The organism is Micromonospora sp. NPDC050200 (assembly GCF_040656135.1).
GTDB lineage: Bacteria > Actinomycetota > Actinomycetes > Mycobacteriales > Micromonosporaceae > Micromonospora.
Genome location: NZ_JBFALG010000023.1, coordinates 1 through 24,762, shown reverse-complemented (window position 1 = coordinate 24,762; position 24,762 = coordinate 1). Strand labels below are relative to the sequence as shown.

General features: G+C 72.9%; 23 protein-coding genes and 2 pseudogenes. 12 read left to right on the top strand and 13 right to left on the bottom strand.

What is annotated here, in order from left to right; translation table 11 throughout:
• Position 1: 1 nt before the first annotated feature.
• The 4 genes from AB0I41_RS17270 to AB0I41_RS17255 all read left to right on the top strand — a co-directional run bounded on the left by AB0I41_RS17270 (position 2) and on the right by AB0I41_RS17255 (position 3,444).
• Entirely contained in the window at positions 2-631 is a 630-nt protein-coding gene (locus AB0I41_RS17270; RefSeq protein WP_357108037.1) for an MBL fold metallo-hydrolase, read from the top strand.
• A 3-nt stretch (positions 632-634) separates the two neighbouring features.
• The gene (locus tag AB0I41_RS17265; RefSeq protein WP_357108035.1) at positions 635-1,576 is read left to right on the top strand and encodes a hypothetical protein; all 942 of its coding nucleotides are present in this window, start codon (positions 635-637) and stop codon (positions 1,574-1,576) included.
• 31 nt (positions 1,577-1,607) lie between these two features.
• Positions 1,608-2,357 carry a hypothetical protein gene (locus tag AB0I41_RS17260; protein WP_357108032.1) on the top strand — a complete coding sequence of 250 codons (750 nt, stop codon included), beginning with the start codon at positions 1,608-1,610 and terminating at the stop codon, positions 2,355-2,357.
• Positions 2,358-2,481: 124 nt separating this feature from the next.
• The gene (locus tag AB0I41_RS17255) at positions 2,482-3,444 is read left to right on the top strand and encodes a GNAT family N-acetyltransferase (RefSeq protein WP_357108030.1); all 963 of its coding nucleotides are present in this window, start codon (positions 2,482-2,484) and stop codon (positions 3,442-3,444) included.
• Positions 3,445-3,516: 72 nt separating this feature from the next.
• Here AB0I41_RS17255 and AB0I41_RS17250 read toward each other — a convergent pair whose 3' ends face one another.
• On the bottom strand, positions 3,517-3,972 hold the full coding sequence (locus AB0I41_RS17250) for a gamma-glutamylcyclotransferase (RefSeq protein ID WP_357108027.1): 456 nt from the start codon (positions 3,970-3,972) through the stop codon (positions 3,517-3,519).
• Between the two features lie 109 nt (positions 3,973-4,081).
• Between AB0I41_RS17250 and AB0I41_RS17245 the strand changes: the two genes are divergently transcribed.
• A complete protein-coding gene (locus AB0I41_RS17245) occupies positions 4,082-5,485 on the top strand; it encodes an NAD(P)H-quinone dehydrogenase (protein WP_357108025.1) in 1,404 nt (467 codons plus the stop codon).
• Positions 5,486-5,608: 123 nt separating this feature from the next.
• Here the strand turns inward: AB0I41_RS17245 and AB0I41_RS17240 are convergent, their stop codons facing one another.
• Positions 5,609-6,214 (bottom strand): DedA family protein, encoded by a 606-nt coding sequence (locus tag AB0I41_RS17240; protein ID WP_357108023.1) that lies wholly within the window; start codon positions 6,212-6,214, stop codon positions 5,609-5,611.
• Between the two features lie 546 nt (positions 6,215-6,760).
• Here AB0I41_RS17240 and thrS point away from each other — a divergent pair.
• Complete coding sequence (thrS, locus tag AB0I41_RS17235) at positions 6,761-7,981, top strand: threonine--tRNA ligase (protein ID WP_357108020.1); 1,221 nt, start codon at positions 6,761-6,763, stop codon at positions 7,979-7,981.
• Positions 7,982-7,986: 5 nt separating this feature from the next.
• Here the strand turns inward: thrS and AB0I41_RS17230 are convergent, their stop codons facing one another.
• The 3 genes from AB0I41_RS17230 to AB0I41_RS17220 form a co-directional block, all read right to left on the bottom strand.
• Entirely contained in the window at positions 7,987-10,023 is a 2,037-nt protein-coding gene (locus AB0I41_RS17230; protein ID WP_357108018.1) for an ABC transporter ATP-binding protein, read from the bottom strand.
• A 147-nt stretch (positions 10,024-10,170) separates the two neighbouring features.
• Positions 10,171-11,904, bottom strand: a complete 1,734-nt coding sequence (locus AB0I41_RS17225) for an ABC transporter ATP-binding protein (RefSeq protein WP_357108015.1) — start codon at positions 11,902-11,904, stop codon at positions 10,171-10,173.
• A complete protein-coding gene (locus tag AB0I41_RS17220; RefSeq protein ID WP_357108198.1) occupies positions 11,898-12,419 on the bottom strand; it encodes a MarR family transcriptional regulator in 522 nt (173 codons plus the stop codon). Before AB0I41_RS17220 ends, AB0I41_RS17225 begins: the two co-directional genes overlap by 7 nt.
• 92 nt (positions 12,420-12,511) lie before the next feature.
• Between AB0I41_RS17220 and AB0I41_RS17215 the strand changes: the two genes are divergently transcribed.
• Entirely contained in the window at positions 12,512-13,057 is a 546-nt protein-coding gene (locus AB0I41_RS17215; protein WP_357108012.1) for a TetR/AcrR family transcriptional regulator, read from the top strand.
• A gap of 91 nt (positions 13,058-13,148) precedes the next feature.
• On the opposite strand, the gene AB0I41_RS17210 is transcribed toward AB0I41_RS17215, so the two are convergent.
• Together AB0I41_RS17210 and AB0I41_RS17205 are read right to left on the bottom strand one after the other, a co-directional pair.
• Positions 13,149-14,588, bottom strand: a complete 1,440-nt coding sequence (locus AB0I41_RS17210) for a GuaB1 family IMP dehydrogenase-related protein (RefSeq protein WP_357108010.1) — start codon at positions 14,586-14,588, stop codon at positions 13,149-13,151.
• 234 nt (positions 14,589-14,822) lie between these two features.
• Positions 14,823-16,571 carry a biotin carboxylase N-terminal domain-containing protein gene (locus AB0I41_RS17205; protein ID WP_357108007.1) on the bottom strand — a complete coding sequence of 583 codons (1,749 nt, stop codon included), beginning with the start codon at positions 16,569-16,571 and terminating at the stop codon, positions 14,823-14,825.
• A gap of 102 nt (positions 16,572-16,673) precedes the next feature.
• Here AB0I41_RS17205 and AB0I41_RS17200 point away from each other — a divergent pair.
• The 3 genes and pseudogenes from AB0I41_RS17200 to AB0I41_RS17190 form a co-directional block, all read left to right on the top strand.
• A pseudogene (locus AB0I41_RS17200) lies at positions 16,674-16,826 on the top strand (ABC transporter); the annotation flags it as partial.
• Positions 16,827-16,842: 16 nt separating this feature from the next.
• The gene (locus tag AB0I41_RS17195; RefSeq protein ID WP_357108195.1) at positions 16,843-17,202 is read left to right on the top strand and encodes an ABC transporter permease; all 360 of its coding nucleotides are present in this window, start codon (positions 16,843-16,845) and stop codon (positions 17,200-17,202) included.
• Positions 17,203-17,260: 58 nt separating this feature from the next.
• A complete protein-coding gene (locus AB0I41_RS17190) occupies positions 17,261-18,589 on the top strand; it encodes an MFS transporter (RefSeq protein WP_357108004.1) in 1,329 nt (442 codons plus the stop codon).
• Between the two features lie 38 nt (positions 18,590-18,627).
• Here the strand turns inward: AB0I41_RS17190 and AB0I41_RS17185 are convergent, their stop codons facing one another.
• The 4 genes from AB0I41_RS17185 to mycP all read right to left on the bottom strand — a co-directional run bounded on the left by AB0I41_RS17185 (position 18,628) and on the right by mycP (position 21,443).
• The gene (locus AB0I41_RS17185) at positions 18,628-19,281 is read right to left on the bottom strand and encodes an O-methyltransferase (RefSeq protein WP_357108001.1); all 654 of its coding nucleotides are present in this window, start codon (positions 19,279-19,281) and stop codon (positions 18,628-18,630) included.
• Between the two features lie 9 nt (positions 19,282-19,290).
• A complete protein-coding gene (locus AB0I41_RS17180; protein WP_357107999.1) occupies positions 19,291-19,947 on the bottom strand; it encodes a Maf family protein in 657 nt (218 codons plus the stop codon).
• 34 nt (positions 19,948-19,981) lie between these two features.
• Entirely contained in the window at positions 19,982-20,164 is a 183-nt protein-coding gene (locus AB0I41_RS17175; RefSeq protein ID WP_357107996.1) for a hypothetical protein, read from the bottom strand.
• Positions 20,165-20,276: 112 nt separating this feature from the next.
• Entirely contained in the window at positions 20,277-21,443 is a 1,167-nt protein-coding gene (mycP, locus tag AB0I41_RS17170; protein ID WP_357107994.1) for a type VII secretion-associated serine protease mycosin, read from the bottom strand.
• Between the two features lie 879 nt (positions 21,444-22,322).
• Here mycP and AB0I41_RS17165 point away from each other — a divergent pair.
• Positions 22,323-22,472, top strand: a complete 150-nt coding sequence (locus AB0I41_RS17165; protein ID WP_357107991.1) for a hypothetical protein — start codon at positions 22,323-22,325, stop codon at positions 22,470-22,472.
• Between the two features lie 355 nt (positions 22,473-22,827).
• Here AB0I41_RS17165 and AB0I41_RS17160 read toward each other — a convergent pair whose 3' ends face one another.
• Together AB0I41_RS17160 and AB0I41_RS17155 are read right to left on the bottom strand one after the other, a co-directional pair.
• Positions 22,828-23,280, bottom strand: a complete 453-nt coding sequence (locus AB0I41_RS17160; protein ID WP_357107989.1) for a hypothetical protein — start codon at positions 23,278-23,280, stop codon at positions 22,828-22,830.
• A gap of 145 nt (positions 23,281-23,425) precedes the next feature.
• Positions 23,426-23,638, bottom strand: a complete 213-nt coding sequence (locus AB0I41_RS17155; RefSeq protein WP_357107986.1) for an acyl-CoA carboxylase subunit epsilon — start codon at positions 23,636-23,638, stop codon at positions 23,426-23,428.
• 91 nt (positions 23,639-23,729) lie between these two features.
• Between AB0I41_RS17155 and AB0I41_RS17150 the strand changes: the two are divergent.
• Positions 23,730-24,623: pseudogene (locus AB0I41_RS17150) on the top strand (serine/threonine-protein kinase); the annotation flags it as partial.
• Positions 24,624-24,762: the final 139 nt, after the last annotated feature.

Sequence of the window (24,762 nt, the reverse complement as noted above, 5' to 3'; positions counted from 1 at the left end):
GATGCAGGTAACCAAGTACACCCACTCCTGTGTCCGGCTGGAGCACGACGGGGGAGTGCTCGTGGTCGACCCCGGGGTGTTCAGCGAGCCGGAGGCGCTGGACGGGGCGGACGCGGTGCTGATCACCCACGAGCACCCGGACCACCTGAACGTCGAGGCGCTGACCCGGGCGCTGGACCGCCGCCCGTTCACCATCAACGGCCCGCCCTCGCTCGCCGGAGCCCTGGGTGACGCGGCAGAGGTGCTGACCGTGGTCGCGCCGGGAGAGTCCTTCGCCGCCGCCGGCGTGGCGGTCCGCGCGTACGGCGGCCAGCATGCCGTCATCCACCCGGACATCCCGGTCGTGGCGAACGTCGGGTACCTGTTCAACGACGTCGTCTACCACCCGGGGGACGCGCTGGTCGTGCCGGACGACGTCCAGGTGGACACCCTGTTCGCACCGATCCACGCGCCCTGGTCGAAGTTCTCCGAGGTGGTCGACTTCATCCGGGCGGTCGCGCCGCGCCGCGCGTACGCCCTGCACGACGGGCTGCTCAACGACAACGGCTTCGGTGTGCTCGACCGGCAGTACACCGCGCTGTCCCGGACCGACTACCGGCGGCTGGAACCGGGCACCCGGATCGACGCCTGACCCGTGCCCGCGCTCCCCTCCGAGCTGGTCCAACGGCTGTACCGCACGCCGCCGGACCGGTTCGTCGCCGCCCGGGACGCCGCCGTCGCCGAGGCCCGCCGGGCCGGTGACGCCGCCGGCGCCCGCCAGATCGCCCGGCTGAAGCGGCCCACCGTGGCGGCCTGGCTGGTCAACCTGCTCGCCCTCGAACGCCCCGAGCTGGTCGCCGACCTGGCCCAGCTCGCCGAGGCGCTGCGCACCGCCCAGCGTGACCTGAAGGGGCCGAAGCTGCGCGAGCTCTCCGCCCAGCGGCGCGCGGTCGTCGCCGCGCTGGTCGCCGAGGTGCGCCGGATCGCGGCCCGGAACCCGGACGCCCCGTCCGCCGGGAAGCTGCCGCTGGCCGAGGTGGAGGCCACCCTCAACGCCGCGCTCGCCGACGCCGAGGTGGCCGAGCAGGTCCGCGCCGGCACGCTGCTGCGGGCGGTCCACTACGCCGGTTTCGGCGAGGTGCCCCGGCCGCAGCTGCGGCTGGTCACCGGCGGGACGGAGGAGCCGCCGCGCGTACCCGACCGGGCGGCGGAGCGGGCCGGGGAGCGCCGGGCGCGCGACGAGCGGGCGGCGGCGCGGGCAGCCCGGGCCGAGCGCGCGAAACGGCGCCGGGCGCTGGAACGGGAGCTGGCGTCGGCGCGTACCGAACAGGGGCGGGCGGAGAAGGAGCTGGACGGCACGGCGGCGGCCGAGCGGGATGGCGGCGCCGCGCTCGACCGGATCGAGGCCGAACTGGCCGAACTGGAGCGCCGCCGAGCCGCGGCCGAGCAGGAGCTGAGCCGGTCCAAGCTGGCCCGCCGGGCTGCCGAACGGTCGCTCACCGCCGCGCGCCGCCGCACCGGCGAGGTGGAGGCGGCGATCGAGGCGTTGGACGCCGAAGAGGAGGATGTCGCCACGGGCGACGGCGAGGCACACTGAGCGCGATGGATGCGTGCAGCGGGTGGTCGGGATGACGCCGGAACAGGTGGCAGCCGCCAGCAAGCCCGCCGTGCTGGAACTGGGCGAGCTGTTCAGCCGCTGCCCGGGGACGCTGCGCCGGGCCCGGCTGCTCGGCATCTCCGGCTGGGCCTTCTACATCACCGGACGGGCCGGCGCGCTCGGCGACGTCCGCGCGGAGACCGTCGCCGCCGTGGTCGGCTTCATCGCCTCGGACGCGGTCGCCGACGGCTGGGACGCCGCCGTCCGGGTGGTCCGTCCGCTGGAGGTGGCCGCCGCCAACCTCGCCGAATGCTGCCGCTGGGGTGCCCAGCACCTGGACGACCTGCCCGGGACGCCCCGGCTGGCGGTGCTGCTGGAGCGGGTCGTCGCCGCGGCGGACGCCACCGGGATGCCGCTCTTCGCCGCCTGGCGGGCCATGCCGGTGCCGGAGCACGCCGCCGGCGCCCGCGCCGCGGTGGCGCTGCTGCTGCTCCGCGAGCACTTCACCGGGGCGTACCTGTTGGCGGTGCGGGCCGGCGGGATGACCCCGCTGGAGGCGGTGCTCGCCGGGCCGGAGGGGGAGGCCGGGGCGTCGGCCTGCGGCTGGTCACCGCCGTACCCGCCGGTCGGTCCGCTGGTGCGGCGGCGGCTCTGGGCCGAGGCGATGACCGACCGGTTGACCTCCGCCGCCTTCCGGGCGTTGCGCCCCGGGGAGGGCGCGGAGCTGGTGGACCTGCTCACCGCCACCCGGGCCCTGCTCGCCGGCGCCCCCGTGCGCTGACCGCCGCCCGGCGGGCCCTGCCCCGGAGCCGCCCGGCTGCGCCCGGCCGCCTCCCGGCGTGCCGCGTCGGCTCCGGGCGGAAAACCGGCGGCGCGGGAGCCGCCCGCCCTGCCAGGATCTCGCCGTGACCCTTCCCGCCGGCTGGACCGTCCGCCGCCCCACCCTCGACGACGTCCCCGCGATCCTCGCCGTGGTGCACGCCGCCGACACGTTCGCCCTCGGCTACCCGGACTTCGACGCCGAGGACGTCCGGGCCGCGCTGACCGCCCCCTTCTTCGACCCCGCCCGCGACTCCTGGCTGGTCACCGACGCGGACGGGACGGCCGTCGCCTGGACGGTGGTGGACAACCCGACCGGGGTGGGCCGCGACTTCGTCGAGGTGCACGTCGACCCGGAGCGCGGCCCGGCGCTGCGCGCCCCGCTGCTCGCCCGGATGCTCGACCGGGTCGCCGAGCGGGCCGCCGAGCGGAAGCTGCCCGCGCTGACCGCCCGGACCGCCGTCTTCGCGCCGGAGACCCGCTGGGCGGCGGAGCTGGCCGAGGCCGGCTTCACCCGGGTCAAGCGGTACGTGCGGATGAGCCGCCCGCTGGCCGGGCTGCCCGCCGAGCCGTCGCCCCCGCCCGGGGTGACCGTCCGCCCGCTGCGCGCCGGCGACGAGGCCGACCTGCGCGGGTTCCACCGGATCTTCGACACCGCGTTCCGGGACACCCCGGACTACGAGCCGGTCGGCTTCGACCGCTGGCGGGAGCAGATCCCGTCGTCCGGCAGGGTCTGGGACGAGTGGTTCGTGGCCGAGGTCGACGGCGAGCCGGCCGGCGCCCTGCAATCCTCCGACCAGGCGTTGGAGCAGGACATGGGCTGGGTCCGCACGCTGTCGGTGCTGCCCGCGTACCGGCGGTGCGGGGTGGGCGCGGCGCTGCTGTGGCGGGCCTTCACCGGCTACGCGGCCAAGGGCCGGGCCGCCGCCGGCCTGGGCGTGGACCTGACCAACCCGACCGCCCCGGTGACCCTCTACCGCTCGGTCGGGCTGCGCGAGGTGCGCTGGACCGACATGTACGAGCGGGTCGCCCCCGCCGCCGGTGTGTGATGTGCGACGCCGGCCGGGGTCGGCGGTGACCGCCCGCCCCGCCGGTAGCAGACTGGGGGCGTGCGATACGCGCTACGCCGACGCGGTGCCGGTCGGGCGGGACCGCAGCTCGGTGACGTAGTCGTCCGGCGCGCCCGCCTTCTCCGCCGCGTTCGCGATCTCCGAGAGGTACCAGGAGGTCGGCAGACCGCCCTCGTACCCGTCGAAGACGTAGACCCAGGCGGTGACGTCGCCGTCCAGGGTCGAGACGCGGACGTGCAGCTTGCGGTACGTGCCCGCGGTCACGCCCTCGATCTCGTCGAGCTGTGCGGCGTCGTACGGGTGAATGTCGTACAGCGCCACGAAGACCCGGTCGCCCGGGGACTCGACGATGGTGCTGACGGAGCCCTCCCAGCCGATCACGTCCTCGCCCGCGAAGGTCAACCGCCAGCCCTCCAGCCAGCCGGTGCCCACCATCGGCGAATGCGGACAGTAGGCGCGCATCCGGGCGGGGTCCAGGTTTGAGCCGTAGGCGGCGTAGTGACGCACGGCGATGACGATAGCCCGGCGGACGGGTGGGGGAGAATACGACGGTGCGTGTCGAACGCGTTCGGGAGAAGAAAGTCACTGTGAACATCGACGAGGGGCGTGCGCTGTGGTGAGCCGGATCGTGATCATCGGCGGGGGGCCGGCCGGCTACGAGGCGGCGCTGGTCGCCGCGCAGCTGGACGCCGACGTCACCGTGGTGGAGGCCGAGGGGGCCGGCGGCGCCTGCGTGCTCTCCGACTGCGTCCCGTCGAAGACGTTCATCGCCAGCTCGGAGGTGGTCACCGGCTACCGGGACACCGAGGAGTTCGGGGTGCACTCCGACGGGTTGGAGGCGGTGACGGTCGACGCCCGCGCGGTCCACGAGCGGGTCAAGCGGCTCGCCCTGGCCCAGTCCGCCGACATCCACGCCAAGCTGGTCAAGGCCGGGGTGACCGTCGTCGCCGGGACCGCCCGGCTGGGTGAGGACACGCTCGGTCACACCCACCGGGTGATCGTCACCCCGGCCGACGGTGGCGCTGAGTACTCGATCGCCGCGTCGACCGTGCTGGTCGCCACCGGCGCCACCCCGCGCCAACTGCCCACCGCGGTGCCCGACGGCGAGCGGATCCTGACCTGGCGGCAGGTGTACGACCTGCCCGAGCTGCCCGAGCACCTGATCGTGGTCGGCTCCGGCGTCACCGGCGCCGAGTTCGCCAGCGCCTACCTGGCGATGGGCGTCGAGGTCACCCTCGTCTCCAGCCGGGACCGGGTGATGCCGCACGAGGACGCCGACGCGGCGATGGCCATCGAGCGGGTCTTCCGCAACCGGGGCATGAGCATCCTCAACAACTCCCGGGCGGACGCGGTCCGCCGTACCGACGACGGCGTCGAGGTCCAGCTCTCCGACGGCCGGGTCGTCTACGGCTCGCACGCGCTGATCGCCGTCGGCTCGATCCCCAACACCGCCGACCTGGGGCTGGCGGAGTACGGCGTCGAGCTGGCCAGGGGCGGCTACGTCACCGTCGACCGGGTGTCGCGCACCAACGTCCCCGGCATCTACGCGGCCGGCGACTGCACCGGGGTGCTGCCGCTGGCCAGCGTCGCCGCGATGCAGGGCCGGATCGCGATGTGGCACGCGCTCGGCGAGGCGGTCCGGCCGCTGCGGCTGCGTACCGTGGCGGCGAACGTCTTCACCGACCCGGAGCTGGCCACCGTGGGCGTCTCGCAGGACGAGGTGGACGCCGGCAGGACCCCGGCCCGCCAGGTGATGCTGCCGCTGTCGGGCAACGCCCGGGCGAAGATGGACGACCTGGCCGACGGCTTCGTGAAGCTCTTCTGCCGTCCGGCCAGCGGCCAGGTGGTCGGCGGCGTGGTGGTGGCGCCGAAGGCGAGCGAGCTGATCCTGCCGATCACCATGGCGGTGGAGAACAACCTCACCGTCAACGAGCTGGCCCAGACCATCACGATCTACCCGTCGCTGTCCGGGTCGATCACCGAGGCGGCCCGCCAACTCATGCTCCACGAGCTGGAGTAATCGTTCGCGTCGCAGCCAGGGCGCGGTCCCGGGCAGGGCGTCGCGCCGGGCTGCCCGGCCGACACCTCCCGGCCGCTACCGAGACCGGCAGCCCGCCGGCAGGGCGACGGCGGGGCGTCCGCGTCAGTCGACCGGGACCTCGGCGCGGGTGCGGGCGCCGACGATCGTCATCGCCCAGCCCGCCGCCGCGAACCCGGCCGCCGCCGCTGCCGCGATCAGCGCCAGCCGCCAGGCCGACTCGGTCAGCGCCGTTCCGCCGAGGTGGCCGACCAGCGCGCCGTAGGCCGCCCAGCCGATCGCCGCGACCGTTTCGTACGACAGGAAGAGCCGGTACGGGTAGCGGCTGCGGCCGGCGGAGAAGCAGGCCGCCATCCGGCCGCCGGGTACGAACCGGCACAGCAGGATGGCCAGCGGCCCCGGCCTGCGCAGCCCCCGGGTCGCCCGGCCGGCCATCCGGCGGGCCCGGCTCGGCTCGGCGTGCCGGGGCGCGCGGCGGTCGGGGGCGCTGCGGCCCAGCAGGTAGCAGGCCAGGTCGCCGGCGAAGACACCGAGCGCCCCGACGCCGATGGTCACCGGCAGGCTCAGCCCGCCGTAGACGGTGAGCGCGCCACCGGTGATCATGACGACCTGGGTGGGGACGACCGGCACGAACGCGTCCGCGGCCAGCAGACCCAGCAGCGCGAGGTACGCCCACGTCGGCGACGCGACGTCAGTGAGAAGTTCGGGCACGACTGCCACCTCGCCGGTCAAGGCCGATCACGTCCACCGAGCCTGACGGCGTGTGCGCCGTCACCGGGGACGGACCCGGCCGGTGGTGACGGTGGACACCACCGGGCCACCAGGGGACAACGATGGAGCTCGACCCGGCGTGACGGGCGTAACGGGTCGAATCCGGGCGGGGCGCGGACGGCGGATCGGCGCTCGTCGGCGTACCGTTGTCGGCGCGCGGTCGCACGCGCGTCGGGCCCCCCGTTTCCGACGAGCCGGCCGCCGCGGGTCGCCGGCAGGTCCCGTGCCGGCGGCCCGCCCCTTCTCCCGGCCCGCCCTGGCGCCCACCCGACCGGCCGGCGACGCGAGCCGGAAATCCACTCGCACCGCCCTCCGCCGGGCCCGTACCGTCGTGGCATGCGCAGCGCGGTAATGGCCACGACGCCGGGAGACCCCGGCGTGCCGCACTGACGTTCGACGTCGACGAGGCCCCGGGGCGATCCGCCCCGGGGCCTCGCGGCGTCCGTGGATCAGGTCGCCTCGGGGCCGTACCCCGAAGGAGAGCACATGATCGACCACCGCAGGCTGGGCCGGGAGCTGGACCTGTTCGTCTCCGACCCCCTCGCCGGCGCGGGCCTGCCGATCTGGCTGCCGGCCGGCGCCGCCGCCCGGCACGCCGTCGAGGAGTACGTCCGCGAGCTGGAACGCCGGGCCGGCTACCAGCCCGTCTACTCGCCGCCGCTGGGCAAACGAGAGCTGTTCGAGCTCTCCGGGCACCTCGGCTATTTCGCCGACGACATGTTCCCGCCGCTGCGGCTCAGCGCCGACGACGAGTTCGTGCTGCGCCCGGCGCTCTGCCCGCACCACGCGCTGGTCTACCGGGCACGCGGCCGTTCCTACCGGGAGCTGCCGCTGCGCGTCGCCGAGCTGGGCGGAATGTACCGGGCGGAACGCTCCGGCGTGCTGGGCGGCCTGTCCCGGGTCCGCGCCATCTCGCTGAACGACGCGCACAACTTCTGCGCCCTGGACCAGGTCGGCGAGGAGGTGCGGGAGATCCTGCGGCTGATCCGCGAGGCGCACGCCGCGCTCGGCGTCCGCCCGGCCGGGTTCCGGCTGTCGCTGCGCGGGCCGGGGGAGAAGTACGTCGGCGACGACGCCCAGTGGGCGCGGGCCGAGGAGTTGCTGCGCGCGGCGCTCGACGGGGTCGACTTCACCGAGGCCCCGGGCGAGGCCGCCTTCTACGGCCCGAAGATCGACATCCAGATCGTCGACGCCGCCGGGCGGGAGTCCACCATCTCCACCGTCCAACTCGACTTCGACAAGCCGGAGCGGTTCGACCTGTCGTACACCGACGTGTCCGGCGGCCGGCGGCGGCCGGTGATGGTGCACCGCAGCCTGGTCGGCAGCATGGAACGGCTCTTCGCCTACCTGATCGAGGTGCACCAGGGCGCCTTTCCGCCCTGGTACGCCCCGGTGCAGCTGGTGCTGCTCCCGGTCGACGCCGGGCAGGCGGGGGCGGCGGCCGAGCTGGCCCGCCGGGCGGTCGCGGCCGGGCTGCGGGCCGAGGTCGACGCCGCCGGCTCGCTGGGTGCCCGGATCCGCGACGCCGCCCGCCGGAAGGTGCCGTACGTCGGGGTGCTGGGCGCCCGGGAGGCGGCCGGCGGGTCGGTCTCGCTGCGCCTGCGCGACGGCCGGGGGTTGGACCCGATGCCGGTCGCGGACGCGCTGGGGCTGATCGGGGCGGTGGTCGCCGCCCGATCGCCCGACCTGCTGCCGGCCGCCGCCTGAGCCGGTCATGAGGAGAGCGCCCCCTGGACCGACGGTGTCCGGGGGGCCGCCTCGTCCTCGTCGTCCACCAGCGCCCCGGCGAACTGCGACCGGTACAGCCGGTGGTACGCCCCCTTCGCGGCGAGCAGCTGCTCGTGCGTGCCCTGCTCGACGATCCGGCCGTGCTCCATCATCAGGATCAGGTCGGCGTCGCGGATGGTGGAGAGCCGGTGCGCGATGACGAAGCTGGTCCGGTCCGAGCGCAGCGCCGCCATCGCCCGCTGGAGCAGCACCTCCGTGCGGGTGTCCACCGAGCTGGTGGCCTCGTCCAGGATCAGCAGCGACGGCTCGGCCAGGAACGCCCGGGCGATCGTGATGAGCTGCTTCTCGCCGGCGCTGACGTTGCTGCCCTCCTCGTCGATCACGGTGTCGTACCCGTCGGGGAGGCTGCGCACGAAGCGGTCCACGAAGGTGGCCCGGGCGGCGGTCAGGATCTCCTCCTCGGTGGCGTCGGGCCGGCCGTAGGCGATGTTGTCCCGGATGGTGCCGCCGAAGAGCCAGGTGTCCTGGAGCACCATGCCGATCCGGCCGCGCAGGTCGTCCCGGCGCATCGTGGTGATGTCCACCCCGTCGAGCGTGATCCGGCCGGCGTCCAGCTCGTAGAAGCGCATGACCAGGTTGACCAGGGTGGTCTTGCCGGCGCCGGTCGGGCCGACGATCGCCACCGTGTGGCCGGGCTCGGCCACCAGCGACAGGTCCTCGATCAGCGGCTCGTCCGGGGCGTACCGGAAGGAGACGTGCGCGAACTCGACCCGGCCGTGCGGGTCGGTGACCCGGGCCGGCTCCGGGTCCGGCGTCTGCTCGTCGGCGTCGAGCACCGCGAAGACCCGCTCGGCCGAGGCCACCCCGGACTGGAGCAGGTTGGCCATCGAGGCGACCTGGGTGAGCGGCTGGGTGAACTGCCGCGAGTACTGGATGAACGCCTGCACGTCGCCGAGGCTCATCGACCCGGACGCCACCCGCAGCCCGCCGACCACGGCGATCGCGACATAGCTGAGGTTCCCGACGAACATCATCGCCGGCATGATGATCCCGGAGATGAACTGGGCGCCGAAGCTGGCCCGGAACAGCTCCTCGTTCTTGTCGGTGAAGGCGGCCTGCACCTCACGCTGCCGGCCGAAGACCTTGACCAGCTCGTGGCCGGTGTACGCCTCCTCGATCTGGCCGTTCAGCTCGCCGGTGTGCCTCCACTGGGCGATGAACTTCTGCTGCGACCGCTTGGCGATCTGCTGGGTCACGACGACCGACAGCGGCACCGCGACCAGCGCGACCAGCGCCAGCAGCGGCGAGATCCAGAACATCATGGCCAGCACGCCGACGACGGTGAGCAGCGAGGTGAGCAGCTGGCTGAGCGTCTGCGACAGGGTCTGCGAGATGTTGTCGATGTCGTTGGTGACCCGGCTGAGCAGCTCGCCCCGGGGCTGCCGGTCGAAGTACGGCAGCGGCAGCCGGTTGAGCTTCTCCTCCACCTCGGCGCGCAGCCGCAGCACCGTCCGCTGCACCACGCCGTTGAGCAGCCAGCCCTGCCACCACATCAGCAGGCTCGCGGCGAGGTAGAGCCCCAGCGCCAGCAACAGCACCCGGCCCAGCGCCGGGAAGTCGATGCCCACGCCGGGCACCACGTCCATCCGGGCGAGCATGTCGGCGAAGTTGTCGTTGCCGGCGGCCCGGGCCGCCGCGACGGCCTGGTCGGCGCTGCTGCCGGCGGGCAGCTGCCGGCCGATCACGCCGGTGAAGATGATGTCGGTGGCCCGACCGAGGATCTTCGGCCCGACCACGCTGGCCGCGACGCTGGCCACCGCCAGGCTGACGATGGCGGCCAGGTGCAGCCGCTGCGGCCGGAGCCGGTTCAGCAGCCGCCGGGCGGACGGCCCGAAGTTCAGCGACTTCTCCGCCGGCATGCCGGCGGACATCCACGGCGGGCCGCCGCGCTGCCCGCCGGGGGGCAGCCGCTTCGGCGTCCCTGCCTCCGGGGCCTTCTTCTGCTCGGGTACGGCCGTCATGCCGTCACCTCGCTACGCTCGGTGCCGCCATGACCCCCGCGGCCACTGAGCTGCCTGAATCGCTCGCTGCGCTCGCTCATGCCGTCACCTCGCCACGCTCGGTGCCGCCATGACCCCCGCGGCCACTGAGCTGCCTGAATCGCTCGCTCATGCCGCCACCTCCGCCGTCTGCTGGGACGCCACGATCTCGGCGTATGTCGGGCAGGTGTCCAGCAGTTCGTCGTGTCGGCCCATCCCGACGACGCCCCCGTCCTCGAGCACGATGATCTGGTCGGCGTCGACGATCGTGGAGACCCGCTGGGCCACGATCACCACCGCCGCGTCCGCGGTGACCGGCCGCAGCGCCGCCCGGAGCCGGGCGTCGGTGCCGAGGTCCAGCGCCGAGAACGAGTCGTCGAAGAGGTAGATCTCCGGTTTGCGTACCAGCGCGCGGGCGATCGCCAGGCGTTGCCGCTGACCACCGGAGACGTTGGTGCCGCCCTGGGCGATCGGCGCCTCCAGGCCGTCCGGCATCTGGGCGACGAAGTCGCGCGCCTGGGCGATCTCCAGCGCCGCCCAGAGTTCCGCGTCGGTGGCGTCCGGGTTGCCGTACCGCAGGTTGCTGGCGACCGTGCCGCTGAACAGGTACGGCCGTTGCGGCACCAGCCCGATCCGCCGCCACAGCTCGTCGGGGGCCAGTTCGCGGACGTCCACCCCGTCGACCAGCACGGCCCCGGCGGTCGGGTCGACCAGTCGCGGGATCAGCGTCAGCAGGGTGGTCTTGCCGGCGCCGGTCGAGCCGATGATCGCGGTGGTGTGCCCGGGCCGGGCCCGGAAGGAGATGTCGTGCAGCACCGGGGCGCTCGCCCCCGGGTACTGGAACGCCACGTCGCGCAGCTCCAGCTCGCCGTGCCCCTCGACCCGGGTCACCGGCGACGCCGCCGGGACCACCGACGACTCGGTGTCCAGCACCTCGACGATCCGTTCGGCGCAGACCGCCGCCCGGGGCACCATCATCAGCATGAAGGTCGCCATCATGACGGCCATCAGGATCTGCATCAGGTACTGCAGGAACGCGGTGAGCGCGCCGACCTGGATGGCGCCGGCGTCGACCCGCTGCGCGCCGAACCAGAGCACCGCGACGCTGGAGAGGTTGAGCACCAGCATCACCACCGGGAAGATCAGCGCCATCAGCCGGCCGGTGCGCAGGGCGGTGGCGGTGAGGTCGGCGTTCGCCACCGCGAAGCGGTCCGTCTCGTACGGCTCCCGGACGAAGGCCCGGACCACCCGGATGCCGGTGATCTGTTCGCGCAGCACCCGGTTGACCGTGTCGATCCGGGTCTGCATGAGCCGGAAACCGGGCACCATCCGCCGGATGATCAGACCCAGCGCGACCGCCAGCACCGGCACGCTGACCAGCATCAGCCAGGACAGCCCCAGGTCCTCCCGGAGCGCCATCACCACACCGCCGACGCTCATGATCGGCGCGGCGACCAGCATGGTGCAGCTCATCAGCACGAGCATCTGCACCTGCTGCACGTCGTTGGTGTTGCGGGTGATCAGCGAGGGCGCGCCGAACCGGGCGACCTCGCGGGCGGAGAAGCGGTTGACCTGCGCGAAGACCTCGGCCCGGACGTCCCGGCCGAAGGCCATCGCGGTCCGCGCGCCGAGGTAGACGGCGGCCACCGAGCAGGCGATCTGGACCAGGCTGACCAGCAGCATCCAGCCGCCGGTACGCATGATGTAGTCGGTGTCGCCGCGGGCCACACCAAGGTCGATGATGTCGGCGTTGAGGCTGGGCAGGTAGAGCGAGGCCATCGTGCCGACGAACTGGAGCAGCACCACGGCGGCCAGTGGCCGGTGGTACGGGCGCAGATGGTCGCGCAGCAGGCGGATCAGCACGTCCGGCCTCCCGGTCCCGCTTCGTCGGATTCCTGGTGCGATGGGTTCAACCTGTTTTCCTCCCCGTCGGACATGGTCACGATCAACTCGGTCAGGAACTCGCGGATCACCGCCCGCTTCGCCGGGTCGGCGTCGACGGAGGTCAGCGGAGTGTCGGTGTGGATGAGGTCGAAGAGCGCCTGCACGTGCTCGCGCCCCTTGTCGGTCAGCGCGAGCTGCACCGTACGGCGGTCGGCGGCGTCCCGGTGCCGCTCGACGAAGCCGTCGCGCTCCAGCGTGTCGACGATCCCGGTGAGGGTGGCGGGTCGGACGAAGCAGCGGTCGGCGACCGCCCGGTGGGTGGTCTCGCCCGCGCGGGCCAGAATGAACAGCACCCGCATCCCGGCCGTCGAGAGGCCGTGGTGTTCGGAGAGGTAGCGACCCCAGTGCTGGTCGACCAGGTGGCCGGCGACCGAGACCAGCCGCCCCATCGGCGCGTTACGCAGCAGGTCCGGGAAGCGGGCCAGCGGTTCCATGTGCACGGCGTCGAGGTTAGCCACCAGATGGTCAGGGGCCAAACTATTTTCGGGGTTCCCGCATCTTGTCGGTGACAATTTATGCTGCCGGCATGACGACGCGCGGCTACCACCACGGCGACCTGCGGCGGGCCCTGCTCGACGCGGCGGTCCAGGCGATCGAGGAGTCCGGCCCGGCCGCGCTGAGCCTGCGGGACCTGGCCCGGCGCGCCGGTGTCTCGCACGCCGCCCCGGCACACCACTTCGGCGACAAGGCCGGGCTGCTCACCGCGGTCGCCGTCGAGGGGTACGACCGCCTCGCCGCCGACCTGGGCGGGGCCGGCGACGAACTGCTGGAGGTCGGCGTGGCGTACGTCCGGTTCGCCGTCGACCACCGGGCGCACTTCGAGGTGATGTTCCGGCCGGACCTCTACCGCGGCGACGACGCCGAGGTGCGCGCGGCCCGGGACCGGGCCCGGGCGGCACTGCGCGGTGGCCTGGCCGCCCTGCCCGCCACCGCCCCCGACCGGGACGCCCTGGCCGCCTGGTCGATCGTGCACGGGTTCGCCACCCTCTGGCTGGCCGGCGCGCTGCCACCCGAGGCCGGCCGGGACCCGGAGCAGGCCGCCCGCGCGGTGATCCGCCGCCTCTTCGAGTGACCGCCCGGGCGGAGGCGTCAGCTGGGGCGGGCCACCGGTGGGCCGGTGGCGGCATCACCCGGCCGGGGGTCCGGCTTTCGGTGACGCACACTCACCAGCTGGTGGGGAGTGGCATGCCCTCGGTGTAGCCGGCGGTGCTCTGGACGCCGACCAGCGCGCGCTCGTGGAACTCGTCCAGGTTGCGGGCGCCCGCGTACGTGAAGGCGCTCCGCACCCCGGCGATGATCTCGTCGATCAGGTCCTCGACGCCGGGCCGGACCGGGTCGAGGTACATCCGCGCCGAGGAGATGCCCTCCTCGAAGACCGCCTTGCGGGCCCGGTCGAATGCGCTGTCCTCGGCGGTACGCGCGCTGACCGCCCGCGCCGAGGCCATTCCGAAGCTCTCCTTGTAGCGCCGGCCGTCCGGCTCGGTGTAGAGGTCGCCAGGGGACTCGTAGGTGCCGGCGAACCAGGACCCGATCATCACGTTGGACGCCCCGGCGGCGAGCGCCAGCGCCACGTCCCGGGGGTGCCGCACCCCGCCGTCGGCCCAGACGTGCCGGCCCAGCGCCCGGGCCGCCGCCGCGCAGTCGAGCACCGCCGAGAACTGCGGCCGGCCGACGCCGGTCATCATCCGGGTGGTGCACATGGCGCCCGGCCCGACGCCCACCTTGACGATGTCGGCGCCCGCCTCCACCAGGTCGCGTACGCCCTCGGCGGTGACCACGTTGCCGGCCGCCACCGGGACGGCGGGGTCGAGCTTGCGGACCGCCCGCAGCGCGGAGATCATCCGCTCCTGGTGGCCGTGCGCGGTGTCCACCACCAGGGTGTCCACCCCGGCGGCCAGCAGCGCCTCGGCCTTGCCGGTCACGTCGCCGTTGATGCCGACGGCGGCGGCGATGCGCAGCCGGCCCCGGTCGTCCACCGCCGGTCGGTAGAGGGTGGCGCGCAGCGCGCCCTGCCGGGTCAGCACCCCGATCAGCCGCCCGTCGGCGTCCACCACCGGGGCCAGCCGACGCCGGCCGGCCGAGAGCCGGTCGAAACCGGTACGCGGGTCGGCGTCCGCCGGCACGGTGTGCAGCTCGGTCGACATCACGTGCCGCAACTGGGCGAAGCGGTCCACGCCGACGGTGTCCGCCTCGGTGACCACGCCGAGCGGGCGGCCCGCCTCGTCGACCACGATCACCGCGCCGTGCGACCGCTTCGGCAGCAGGTGGATGGCGTCGCCGACGGTGTCGGTCGGGCCGAGCGTGATGGGGGTGTCGTGCACCAGGTGCCGCTGCTTGACCCAGGCGACGACGTTGGCCACCACCTCGATCGGGATGTCCTGCGGGATCACCGTGATCGCGCCGCGCCGGGCCACGGTCTCCGCCATCCGGCGGCCGGCCACCGCCGTCATGTTGGCGACCACCAGCGGGATGGTGGTGCCCGTGCCGTCGCCGGTGGCCAGGTCGACGTCGAGCCGCGAGCCCACCTCGGAGCGGGCCGGCGCCATGAAGACGTCGTTGTAGGTCAGGTCGTGCGCGGGGACCGCGCCATGAAGGAACCGCACCCGGCCATCATTCCTGCTCCCGGCCGGGCCCGCCGCCGCTGGTGGCCCAAACCACCCGCCGGGCCGCCGCCCGCCCCCGCCGGGCGAGCCGAGGGTACGGCCGGCCTGCCCGCCGCCCAGCCGAGAGCGCGGCCCGCCCACCCGTCGGCGGGCAGGGGCGGGCCGATGGGTGGGTGACGCGTCGCCGCGGCCGGCTGGGCAGGGGCCCTGCCGCGCCCGCCGGTCCCGACCGGATCAGGCGATGGTGCAGATCGCCGCGCCGGCGGTGATCACCGCGCCGACCTCGGCCGACAGCCCGCTGACCGTACCGGCCCTGTGGGCGTGCAGCGGCTGCTCCATCTTCATCGCCTCCAGCACCACCACCAGGTCGCCCTCGGCGACGGTGTCCCCGTCCGCCACGGCGATCTTGACGATGGTGCCCTGCATCGGGGAGGTGAGCGCGTCGCCGCTGACCGCCGCGCCGGCCTTGGCGCCGCCGCCCCGGCGGGCCGGCTTGCGGGCGGCGGGCGCGGCGGTGGTCGTACCCGCGCCGAGGCCGGCGGGGAGGCTGACCTCCAGCCGCTTGCCCGCCACCTCGACCACGACGGTCTCGCGACCCGCCGGCGCCTCGGCGGCGCCGGCGGCGGCGAACGGCGGCACGGTGTTGTCGAACTCGGTCTCGATCCACCGGGTGTGCACGGTGAACGGCTCGGTGGTGAACGCCTCGTCCCGGACGACCAGGCGGTGGAACGGCAGCGCGGTGGCCATGCCCTCGACGACCATCTCGTCCAGCGCCCGGCGGGCCCGCTCGATCGCCTCGGCCCGGGTCTCGCCGGTGATGATCACCTTGGCCAGCAGCGAGTCGAAATTGCCGCCGATCACGTCGCCGGCCGAGATACCGGTGTCCACCCGTACGCCCGGGCCGGTGGGCAGCCGGAGCGCGGTGACGGTGCCCGGGGCGGGCAGGAAGTTGCGGCCCGGGTCCTCGCCGTTGATCCGGAACTCGATGGAGTGCCCGCGCGGCGTCGGGTCCTCGGCGAACCGCAGCTTCTCGCCGTCGGCGATCCGGAACTGCTCGCGAACCAGGTCGATGCCGGCGGTCTCCTCGGTGACCGGGTGCTCCACCTGCAGCCGGGTGTTGACCTCCAGGAAGGAGATGGTGCCGTCCACGCCGACCAGGTATTCCACGGTGCCGGCGCCGTGATAGCCGGCCTCCCGGCAGATCGCCTTGGCGCTGTCGTGGATCTGGGTGCGCTGGGCGGCGGTGAGGAACGGCGCCGGGGCCTCCTCGACCAGCTTCTGGTGCCGGCGCTGCAGCGAGCAGTCCCGGGTGCCGACCACGATCACGTTGCCGTGCTGGTCGGCGAGGACCTGCGCCTCGACGTGCCGGGGCTGGTCCAGGTACCGCTCGACGAAGCACTCGCCCCGGCCGAACGCGGCGACCGCCTCGCGGGTGGCCGACTCGAACAGGTGCGGGATCTCCTCCATGGTGCGGGCCACCTTGAGCCCGCGCCCACCACCGCCGAAGGCGGCCTTGATGGCGACCGGCAGACCGTGGTCGACCGCGAAGGCGATCACCTCGTCCGGGCTGCCGACCGGGTCGGGGGTGCCGGGGACCAGGGGCGCGCCGGCGCGCTGGGCGATGTGCCGGGCGGTCACCTTGTCGCCGAGGTCGCGGATCGCCTGCGGGGTGGGGCCGATCCAGGTGAGCCCGGCGTCGATGACGGCCTGGGCGAAGTCGGCGTTCTCGGCGAGGAAGCCGTAGCCGGGGTGCACGGCGTCGGCGCCGGACCGGCCGGCGACGTCGATCAGCTTGTCGATCCGCAGGTACGTCTCGGCCGCGGTGTCGCCGCCGAGGGCGTACGCCTCGTCGGCGAGGGTGGCGTGCAGGGCGTCCCGGTCGGAGTCCGCATAGACGGCAACGCTGCCCAGGCCGGCGTCGCGGCAGGCGCGGATGACGCGGACGGCGATCTCGCCGCGGTTGGCGATGAGTACCTTGCGCACCTTGAGGGCTCCTCCCGGGAGGTCGTTGACCGGGAGTGTATCGGTCACTCTGATGGCCCTAACGATCGCTCAGTGTGGGATGGCGCACTGTCCCCGCGCGCCCTAGTCGCCACCCTCATCGAACCCGACGGCGGCGAGGCCACCATCGCCGGCGCCGATCTGCGCAAGGATCCGGCCGAGGTGCGGCGCCGGATCGGCTACGTGGCCCAGGGCGGCAGCACCTGGGACGAGTCCACCGCCCGCGAGGAACTGGTATCGACCTGCGGTCTTCATCGGTGACCTGCTGCTCGCGTACCTGATGCTCGCCCTGATCGCGCTGATGACCTCGGCCGTCTCCTACGGTGTCGCGCTCAAGGTCAAGAGCGAGGACGCGCTCGCCCCGCTGATGAACACCGTCGCCCAGCCGGTGCTGCTGCTCTCCGGCATCCTGCTGCCGCTCACCTTCGCCCCCGGCTGGCTCCAGGGCATCGCCGACTGGAACCCGTTCTCCTGGGCGGTCGACGGCACCCGGGCGCTCTTCGCCGGGGACCTCGGCAACGACAGGGTGTGGCAGGGGCTGACCATCATCGCGGTGCTCGCCGCCGCCGGCGTTTTCTGGGCAGCCCGGCAGTTCGCCCGCAGCGTCCGCTGACGAGACCTGCCTCTCACCGGGGGCGGGGCACCGGCCGAACGTTAGTAGCGTGAGGTCAGTGCCCCGCCTCACCCATGACAGGACCACCTGGCTGACCTACGCCCAGCTGGGGCTGTGGGGCTTCTTCCTCTACGGGTTCGGCCCCGTCGTACCGCTGCTCCGCGACGAACAGGGCACCAGCGCCGCCGTCGCCGGCCTGCACAGCACCGCCGTCGCCGTCGGCGCGCTGCTCGGCGGGGCGCTGTTCGCCCCGCTCGCCCGGCGGGTCGGCCGGGGCGGGGCGATCTGGTTCGGCCTGGCCGGCGTCGCCGTCGGCGTCACCGCGTTCGGCCTGCTCCGCCCGCTGCCCACCACCCTCGCCGCGGTCGCCGTCGTGGCCACCGCCGGCATGATGGTGACCAGCGGCGTCGCCGTCGTCCTCACCGCCCGGCACGGCCCCGCCGCGCCCGCCGCGCTCACCGAGGCCAACGCCGCCTGTGCCGGCATGGGCATCCTCGCCCCGCTGGTCATCGGCGCCAGCGTCGACGCGGGCTTCGGCTGGCGGCCGGTGATGGCCGTCGAGGTCGGGCTGATCGCGCTGGTCGCGCTCGCCGCCCGCCTCTTCCGGGTACGCCTGCCGCAGTCCGCCCCCGCTGCCGCGGCTGCCGCCGTACCCGTCGGGGCGACCCCCGGTGCCGCCGTCGATCCGGTCGCGGTGACCGCCGGTGCGGCTATCGATGGGGTCGGGGTGACCGCCGGTGCTGCCGCCGACCCGGTCGGGGTCACCGCCGGGGCTGGCGTCGGCGAGGCCGGGCGGCTGCCCCGGGCGTACTGGATCGCCTGGGTGCTGATGGCGGTCACCGGCTCGATCGAGGTCTGCCTGTCGCTCTGGACCGCCGACGTGCTCCGCTCACACGCCGGGATGACCGCCGCCTCCGCGTCGGCCGCCGTCGCGGCGATCGTCTGCGGCATGTTCCTCGGCCGGCTGGTCGGCGGCCGCATCGCCCTGCGCTGGCCGCCCGCGCCGCTGCTGCTCGCCGCGCTGACCGTCTCCCTGGCCGGGTTCGCCCTCTTCTGGCTCGCGTCCGTCGGCTGGCTCGCCGTCACCGGCCTGGTGGTGCTGGGACTCGGCAACGCGCTGCACTACCCCCTCGCGATCTCGATCGCGCTGGCCGTCGCCGGGCCGGCCGCCGACAAGGCGGCCGGCTGGTCGGCGTACTCGATGGGGGTGGGCTTCGGGATCGCGCCGGTGGCCCTCGGCGCGGTGGCCGACGGGATCGGACCGCACCTGGCCTTCCTGCTGCTGCCCGGCTTCATCGCCGCGGCCGTCCTGCTCACCGGGCGCCTCGGCCGCGCGCTCCGCGCCGCACCGACCGACGACCGCACCCCGGCCATGACGGGAGCCTGACCCCCGGCCGCTGCCCGCCGGGCGACCGTCCCCTGCCGTCAGCGCACGCGTGCGAGGGTCACCCCGTCGGCGATGGGCAGCATGACCACGTCGACGCGCACGTCGGCCAGCACCTCGTCGTTGAACGCGGCGATCGCCCGGTCGTCGGCGTTCTGCGGGGCGAGCACCCGGCCCCCGCGCAGCGTGTTGTCCACCGCGATCACCGCGCCCGGGCGCATCCGGGGCACCAGTTCGTCCCAGTAGACCGGGTAGCCGGTCTTGTCGGCGTCGATGAAGGCGAAGTCCAGGTGTCGCTCCCGGGGCAGCTCACGCAGCGTGTCGCCGGCCGGGCCGATGCGCAGCTCGATCCGGTCGGCTACGCCCGCGCGCTCCCAGTACCGCCGGGCGATGCCGGTGTACTCCTCGGAGATGTCGAAGCAGGTGAGCCGGCCGTCCTCGGGCAGCCCCCTGGCGATCGCCAGCGAGGAGAGCCCGGTGAAGGTGCCCACCTCCACCGCCCGCCGTGCGCCGAGCAGCCGGGTCAGGAAGGTCAGGAACGCGGCCTGCTCCGGCGCCACCTGCATCGTCGCCTGGTCGGGGAGGAGGGCCAGCGTCTCCTGCGCCAGGTCGCGGACGATCTCGTCCGGCGGCGAGCCGTGTGCGACGAGATAGGCGTGCAGTTCCGGGGTCAGCGGCAGCGACTTGGTGGTCATGAAGGGACGCTAGCTGAGATGTTCGACCTCCTGGCCTCCCGGCGCGACCTTCGTCCACAGGTCCGTGATGCTCAGCGCCAACTCGCCGAGGAGTCGGCGCAGCAGCGGCAGGGAAAGCCCCACCACGGTGCCCGGGTCGCCCTCGATCCCGGTCAGGAACGCCCCGCCCAGCCCGTCGATGGTGAACGCCCCGGCCACCGCCAGCGGCTCGCCCGTCGCCACGTACGCGGCGATCTCGTCGTCGCTGACGTCGGCGAAGTGCACCACCGTCGAGGCGACCGCCTCCGCCCGCGCCTCGTGCGTCACGTCGATCAGGCAGTGCCCGGTGTGCAGCACCCCGCTGCGCCCGCGCATCCGCCGCCAGCGGTCCGTGGCGTCGGCGGCGTCCGCCGGCTTGCCCAGGATCTCCCCGTCGAAGGCGAGCACCGAGTCGCAGCCGAGTACCAGCGTGCGCTCGTCCGGGGTGGCACGCAGCCGGTCGAGCACCGCTTGCGCCTTGAGCCGGGACAACTCCAGGCAGAGCTCCTCGGCCCGGTCCGCGACCACCTGGGACTCGTCGACGCCGCTCACCAGCACGTCGGGTTCGATCCCGGCGGCCTGCAGGAGCTTGCGGCGGGCGGGACTCTGAGAGGCGAGCACGAGGCGCAGTGGCAGGGAGTTCGGCACGTTGCCGACGCTACCGCCTGAGCGGCGGGGAGGGTCAGGCGACCAGCCGCGCGTCAGAGCGGGAGGTGACGCGCCCCGCCCAGACCCGACCCGGTAGGACGAGCGGCGCGTCATCCCGGGAGACGACGAGAAGGTGCTGACCGCTGCGCTGCGTCGTCGTCGGGGTGGGGAAGTCGATGCCGATGATCCGGACCACTGCGCCGGTCAGTTCATCCACGAAGCTGAGTGTGCCGACCGGTGAGCCGTCGAGCAAGGTCCCACAGGCGACGGTTCCGCCCAGGTTGCCACATCGAACACCTCATCAACCCGAAAGCGGTGGACGCCGGTAGTCACCGGCTGATCCGTGGTGGCGGATCGTCCGCGTTGCGGCGACGTCGCCAGAGCAGGTAACCGCCGCCTGCCGCCACGATCGCGCCGAGGGTAGCCAGGCCACGGGCCGTCGAATTATCGTCGCCCCCGCCCCCAGCAGGTTCGGCTGCCGCTGTCGTGGCTGATGCGTCGTTGGGCGGTGCGCTCGTCGTCGCCCACTCGGGTGGGAGCGGAGGTACGTCGGCCGTCAGGGCTGCCAGCAAGTCGATGACACCGTAGCCGTACTCGTCGTCACGGCCAGGTGCGCCTTTGTCGATAGCGGTGGCGGTCAGTCGATGCACGACTTCAGAAGCCGGAAGGTCTGGGTACTTCGACCGTACAAGCGCGACAGCTCCCGCAACGATGGCGGCGGCGCCGGACGTGCCGACTCCCTTGGAGTACTTTCCCTCGATGCTTGTGCTGTAAATGTCCACAGCTGGGGCTGCGACATCGATTTCTGGGCCTGTCACCGATACGGCAGCACGAATTCCAGTCCGGTCGACCCCGCCGACAGTGATTACCCCAGGCTCTGAGGCTGGGTATCCGACGTAGGAGTCCTCGGGCCTATTTCCTGCGGCTGCTACGACGACGATATTCGATGCTATTGCATTGCGGATTGTTTGCACCAGCCGTTCGCTGGATCCGCCGCCACTGGAGACGCTAATTACGTCAGCGCCATGCGATATTGCGAATTCGATCCCCGTGGCGAGTGCATCAGGGTCCCCGTCGCCGTTCGGCGGAGAGTCGAAGATGGGAAGGATCTTCGACTCGGGCGCGATGCCGAGGGCGCCGATGTTTCCGCCGCGTCCATGAGCGGCGATTAGCCCAGCCATCGACGTGCCGTGGCCATCCCGGTCGAGTCGGCCGTCTCCTTTGCCCCCTGTGATGATGTCGAAGCCGGGCAGCAGGTTGTTTCGCAGATCGGGGTGTTGATCAACGCCGGTATCTGGCACCGCGACGATGACACCTCTCCCTTGGCTAATTCGCTGTGCTCGAGCTGCATTTAGGAATTTTAGGTGCCACTGATCGCCGCGAACTCGCTCCGGGCCGCCTGTTGCGGGTGTGGCATTCGCCGGATTGACAAACGGAATATTTGCTGACATGAATATGGCAGCCGCGACGGCGGCTGGGATGAGGTGCTGCCTCACCGAGTGAAGCCGATGGCAGGGCCGGGATCGATTGGTCCCTCGTCCTGAGGAGGAAGAACTACCGGGTTGACTCCCTCATCGGTCTCCCACGGATGGTCTGGATCCCAACCTCGTGATTGCCCGTCGCTTCGCTCGCGATGGCCCGATAGGCCTGGAACTCCACCAGAAGAACTGCCGCCGTACCCGGGAGCGCCTCCGAGGGGTGACAGCCCGTGTATGCCGCCGATTTGGTTGCCGCGTCCGCCGCTTGGACGCGAGCCTGCGGCGCCAGTCGGCGCGGTGCCGGCCCCACCGCCCCCAATCACTCCTCCGACAGGGTTGACTCTGCGTGGTGGGGTGGTTCCACCCGGTTGGCCTAGTGTCATCCCGGGTGCGCCGCCAATCAACCCGCCCGGAGGCATGGACCGGCCAAGAGCAGGTCGTGTCGCGTGAGGTCCCCCGTTCTTCCCAATGGCACCTGGCTGATTGACGCTGCCTGGCTCCCCTCTTTGAGAGCGGGTCATTCCGGATCGGCCTGACGCGCCGGATATGGGGGGCATGCTCGGCGGAAGCGCGACACCTGACGAGGGGCCTGCTGGTCCTGTAGGAGGTGTAACGGGCAGGCCGGAGCTAGGGGCTTGGGCAAGTCCGGTGCCTGTCCCCCCGAGCACGGGCCCGACATTTGGCGCCGTGGGAGTCTGCACCGGCTTGACCACTGTCGCCGATCGGTTGGGTGGCAAGGGAGTGGATGCCGCTAACGGCACTGGCACGATCGGAGGAATGATCGGTGCTTGCGAACCCCCATACACGTCTGGGTTCTCGGTCTGCTTAGGAGGCCTGACCACCGGCGGCTTTTGAAGCATCACCTGCGCCTGCTGGAGCTCACCACTCAGCCCGAACATGATCCCCCGGGCCTTCGTGTTCAGCTGGTCCAACTCCACGTCCGTCACCGGCGGTTCCGTCGTCCGGTTGCCGGCCACCGCCTTCGGGTCGGCGATCATCGCCTCGTACGACCGCTTCTGCTGGAGCTTCGTCGAGTACTGCTCGTAGAGGCTCCTCAGCTCGGGCCGGGCGCTGTCGATGGCGCGGGTGGCGGCGGCGAGCGCGTCGTGGTTGGCGGCGGCGGCGTCGTGGGTGTGCTGGACCTTGTCGATGAGCTGGTCGAGTTCGCCCAGGTATGCCCGGGCGGCGGCGTTGGTCTCCGGCGGCCACGCCTCGGCCAGCCCGCGCCGGTACTCGTGCAGTCGTCGCAGGTGGGTCATCGCGAGGTCGCAGACCTTGCGCCAGCCGGCGACCTGCTTCCAGTGTCCCTTGGTCTCGTGGTCCTGGAGGCAGGCCCACATGCTGAGCACGTCCATCAACTGCCAGTCGGTGAGGCCGGACGTCCGGCCGCTGCCCCTCTCGATCACGGCAGCACCACCGGCCCCCTGTCCGGGCCGGTCGGGTCGGGCAGCCGGGGTCGGCCGCCCGGCATGGTGGAGTACGGGTTGGCGAGCGCTGCCTCCACGTCGGCCACCCTGGCGGCGGCGAAGGCGTCGGCGCCCTGGTAGTCGGAAGCGATCCTGCCGGCTGCGGAGGCCAGGTGGCCGGTGGCTCCGCCCAGGTCGTGCACCATGGTCGCCGTGGCCTGCTGGGTCTCCCAATGGGCGTGCAGGAACTGCACCAGCTCGACGAAGGCGTCGCACGGATTGGGAATGGCGGCCTTCATGTCGTCGGCGATGTACGACAGGTGTGGCGCGTAGTTGCGTTCGACCTCGGCCTGGAGCCGGTCGGCGAACTCGCTCATCTGGCGGATGTCGGCCTCGATGCCGCCGTAGCCGCGCAGCCAGGAAGCTGGGCGGTCCTCCTCAGGGATCATCGATCCTCCCTACCCGTCACGGCCTCGTTTCCCTGAGTGAGGTTAATGGGTGTGACGCGATCTCGGCAGCCCCGAGGACATCACACGGCTCCGCCCCGGCTCGGTCCGGTCGTACCGGAGGAAGGGCCAGCGGGGCAGGGAAAGATCAGCGGGGCAGGCCGGAGGCGCGCCACGCGCCCGGTCCGGCGGCGGGCGTCGCGACGGCCGGTCGGCCGCTGCGCGCCCAGGCGGACGTGGTCACCGGCGCGGGGGTGGCGGACGGCCGGGACCGGACGACGATCGCACCCACCAGCGCGGCCAGTTCGTCGGCGGTCGGGACACCCCGGACGACGCGGAACAGCGGCTCTTCGGCAGACATGGCGTCAGCGTACGCGTCGAGAACTTGACCTTCGCCGCACAGTGGCGTGCCGGCGGTGTGAGCATCGGTGGGTCCGGGTACGGTCTCTGCGATGTCTGACGCGCTTCCCCAACTTGTCGCTGACCGGTACCGGCTCCTCTCGCCGCTCGGCCAGGGCGGCATGGGTCGGGTGTGGAAGGCGCGTGACGAGGTGCTGCACCGGGACGTGGCCATCAAGGAGCTCGTCCCACCGCCCAGCCTCACCGACGACGAGCGCCGCGAGATGCGGGAACGCTCGCTGCGCGAGGCCCGGGCCATCGCCCGGCTGAACCACGTCAACGTGGTCCGCATCTTCGACGTGCTGCGCACCGACGGCGACCCGTGGATCGTCATGGAGTACGTCCCGTCGAAGTCCTTGCAGGACACTCTGGCCGAGGACGGTCCGGTGTCGCCGGCGCGCGCGGTGGAGATCGGTCTCGGGGTGCTCGGCGCGCTGAAGGCGGCGCACAAGGCCGGCGTGATGCACCGCGACATCAAGCCGGGCAACGTCCTGCTCGGCAGCGACGGCCGGGTGGTGCTGACCGATTTCGGTCTGGCCACCATCCCCGGCGACCCGAACGTGACCCGGACGGGCATGGTGCTCGGCTCGCCCGCGTACATCGCGCCGGAGCGGGCCAAGGACGGCACCGCCGGCCCGGAGGCGGACCTGTGGTCGCTGGGCGCGACGCTCTACGCCGCGGTGGAGGGGAAGTCCCCGTACGCCCGGCCGTCGGCGATCGGCACCCTGGCCGCGCTGGCCACCGAGCCGTTGCCGCCGCCGAAGAACGCCGGCCCGCTCAAGCCGGTGCTCCAGGGCCTGCTCCGCAAGGACCCTGCCCAGCGGATCAACGCCGAGGTGGCCGAGCGACTGCTGCGCCGGGCCGGCGGCAAGCGCGCCAAGGGGATCTCGCTGCTGGACGGCGTACGCCGGCCGGGGCCGAACGGTCCGCGCGAGCCGCGCTCACCGCTGGCTCCTGGTTCCTTTTACTTTGTTTTATACGTGACCTTTTTTTAAAAGGATCCTTCTTATCTTTTAGAAAGAATATTTTCAGCTGGGTGCAGTGGCTCACCCCTGTAATCCCAGCACTTTGGGAGGCCAAGGCGGG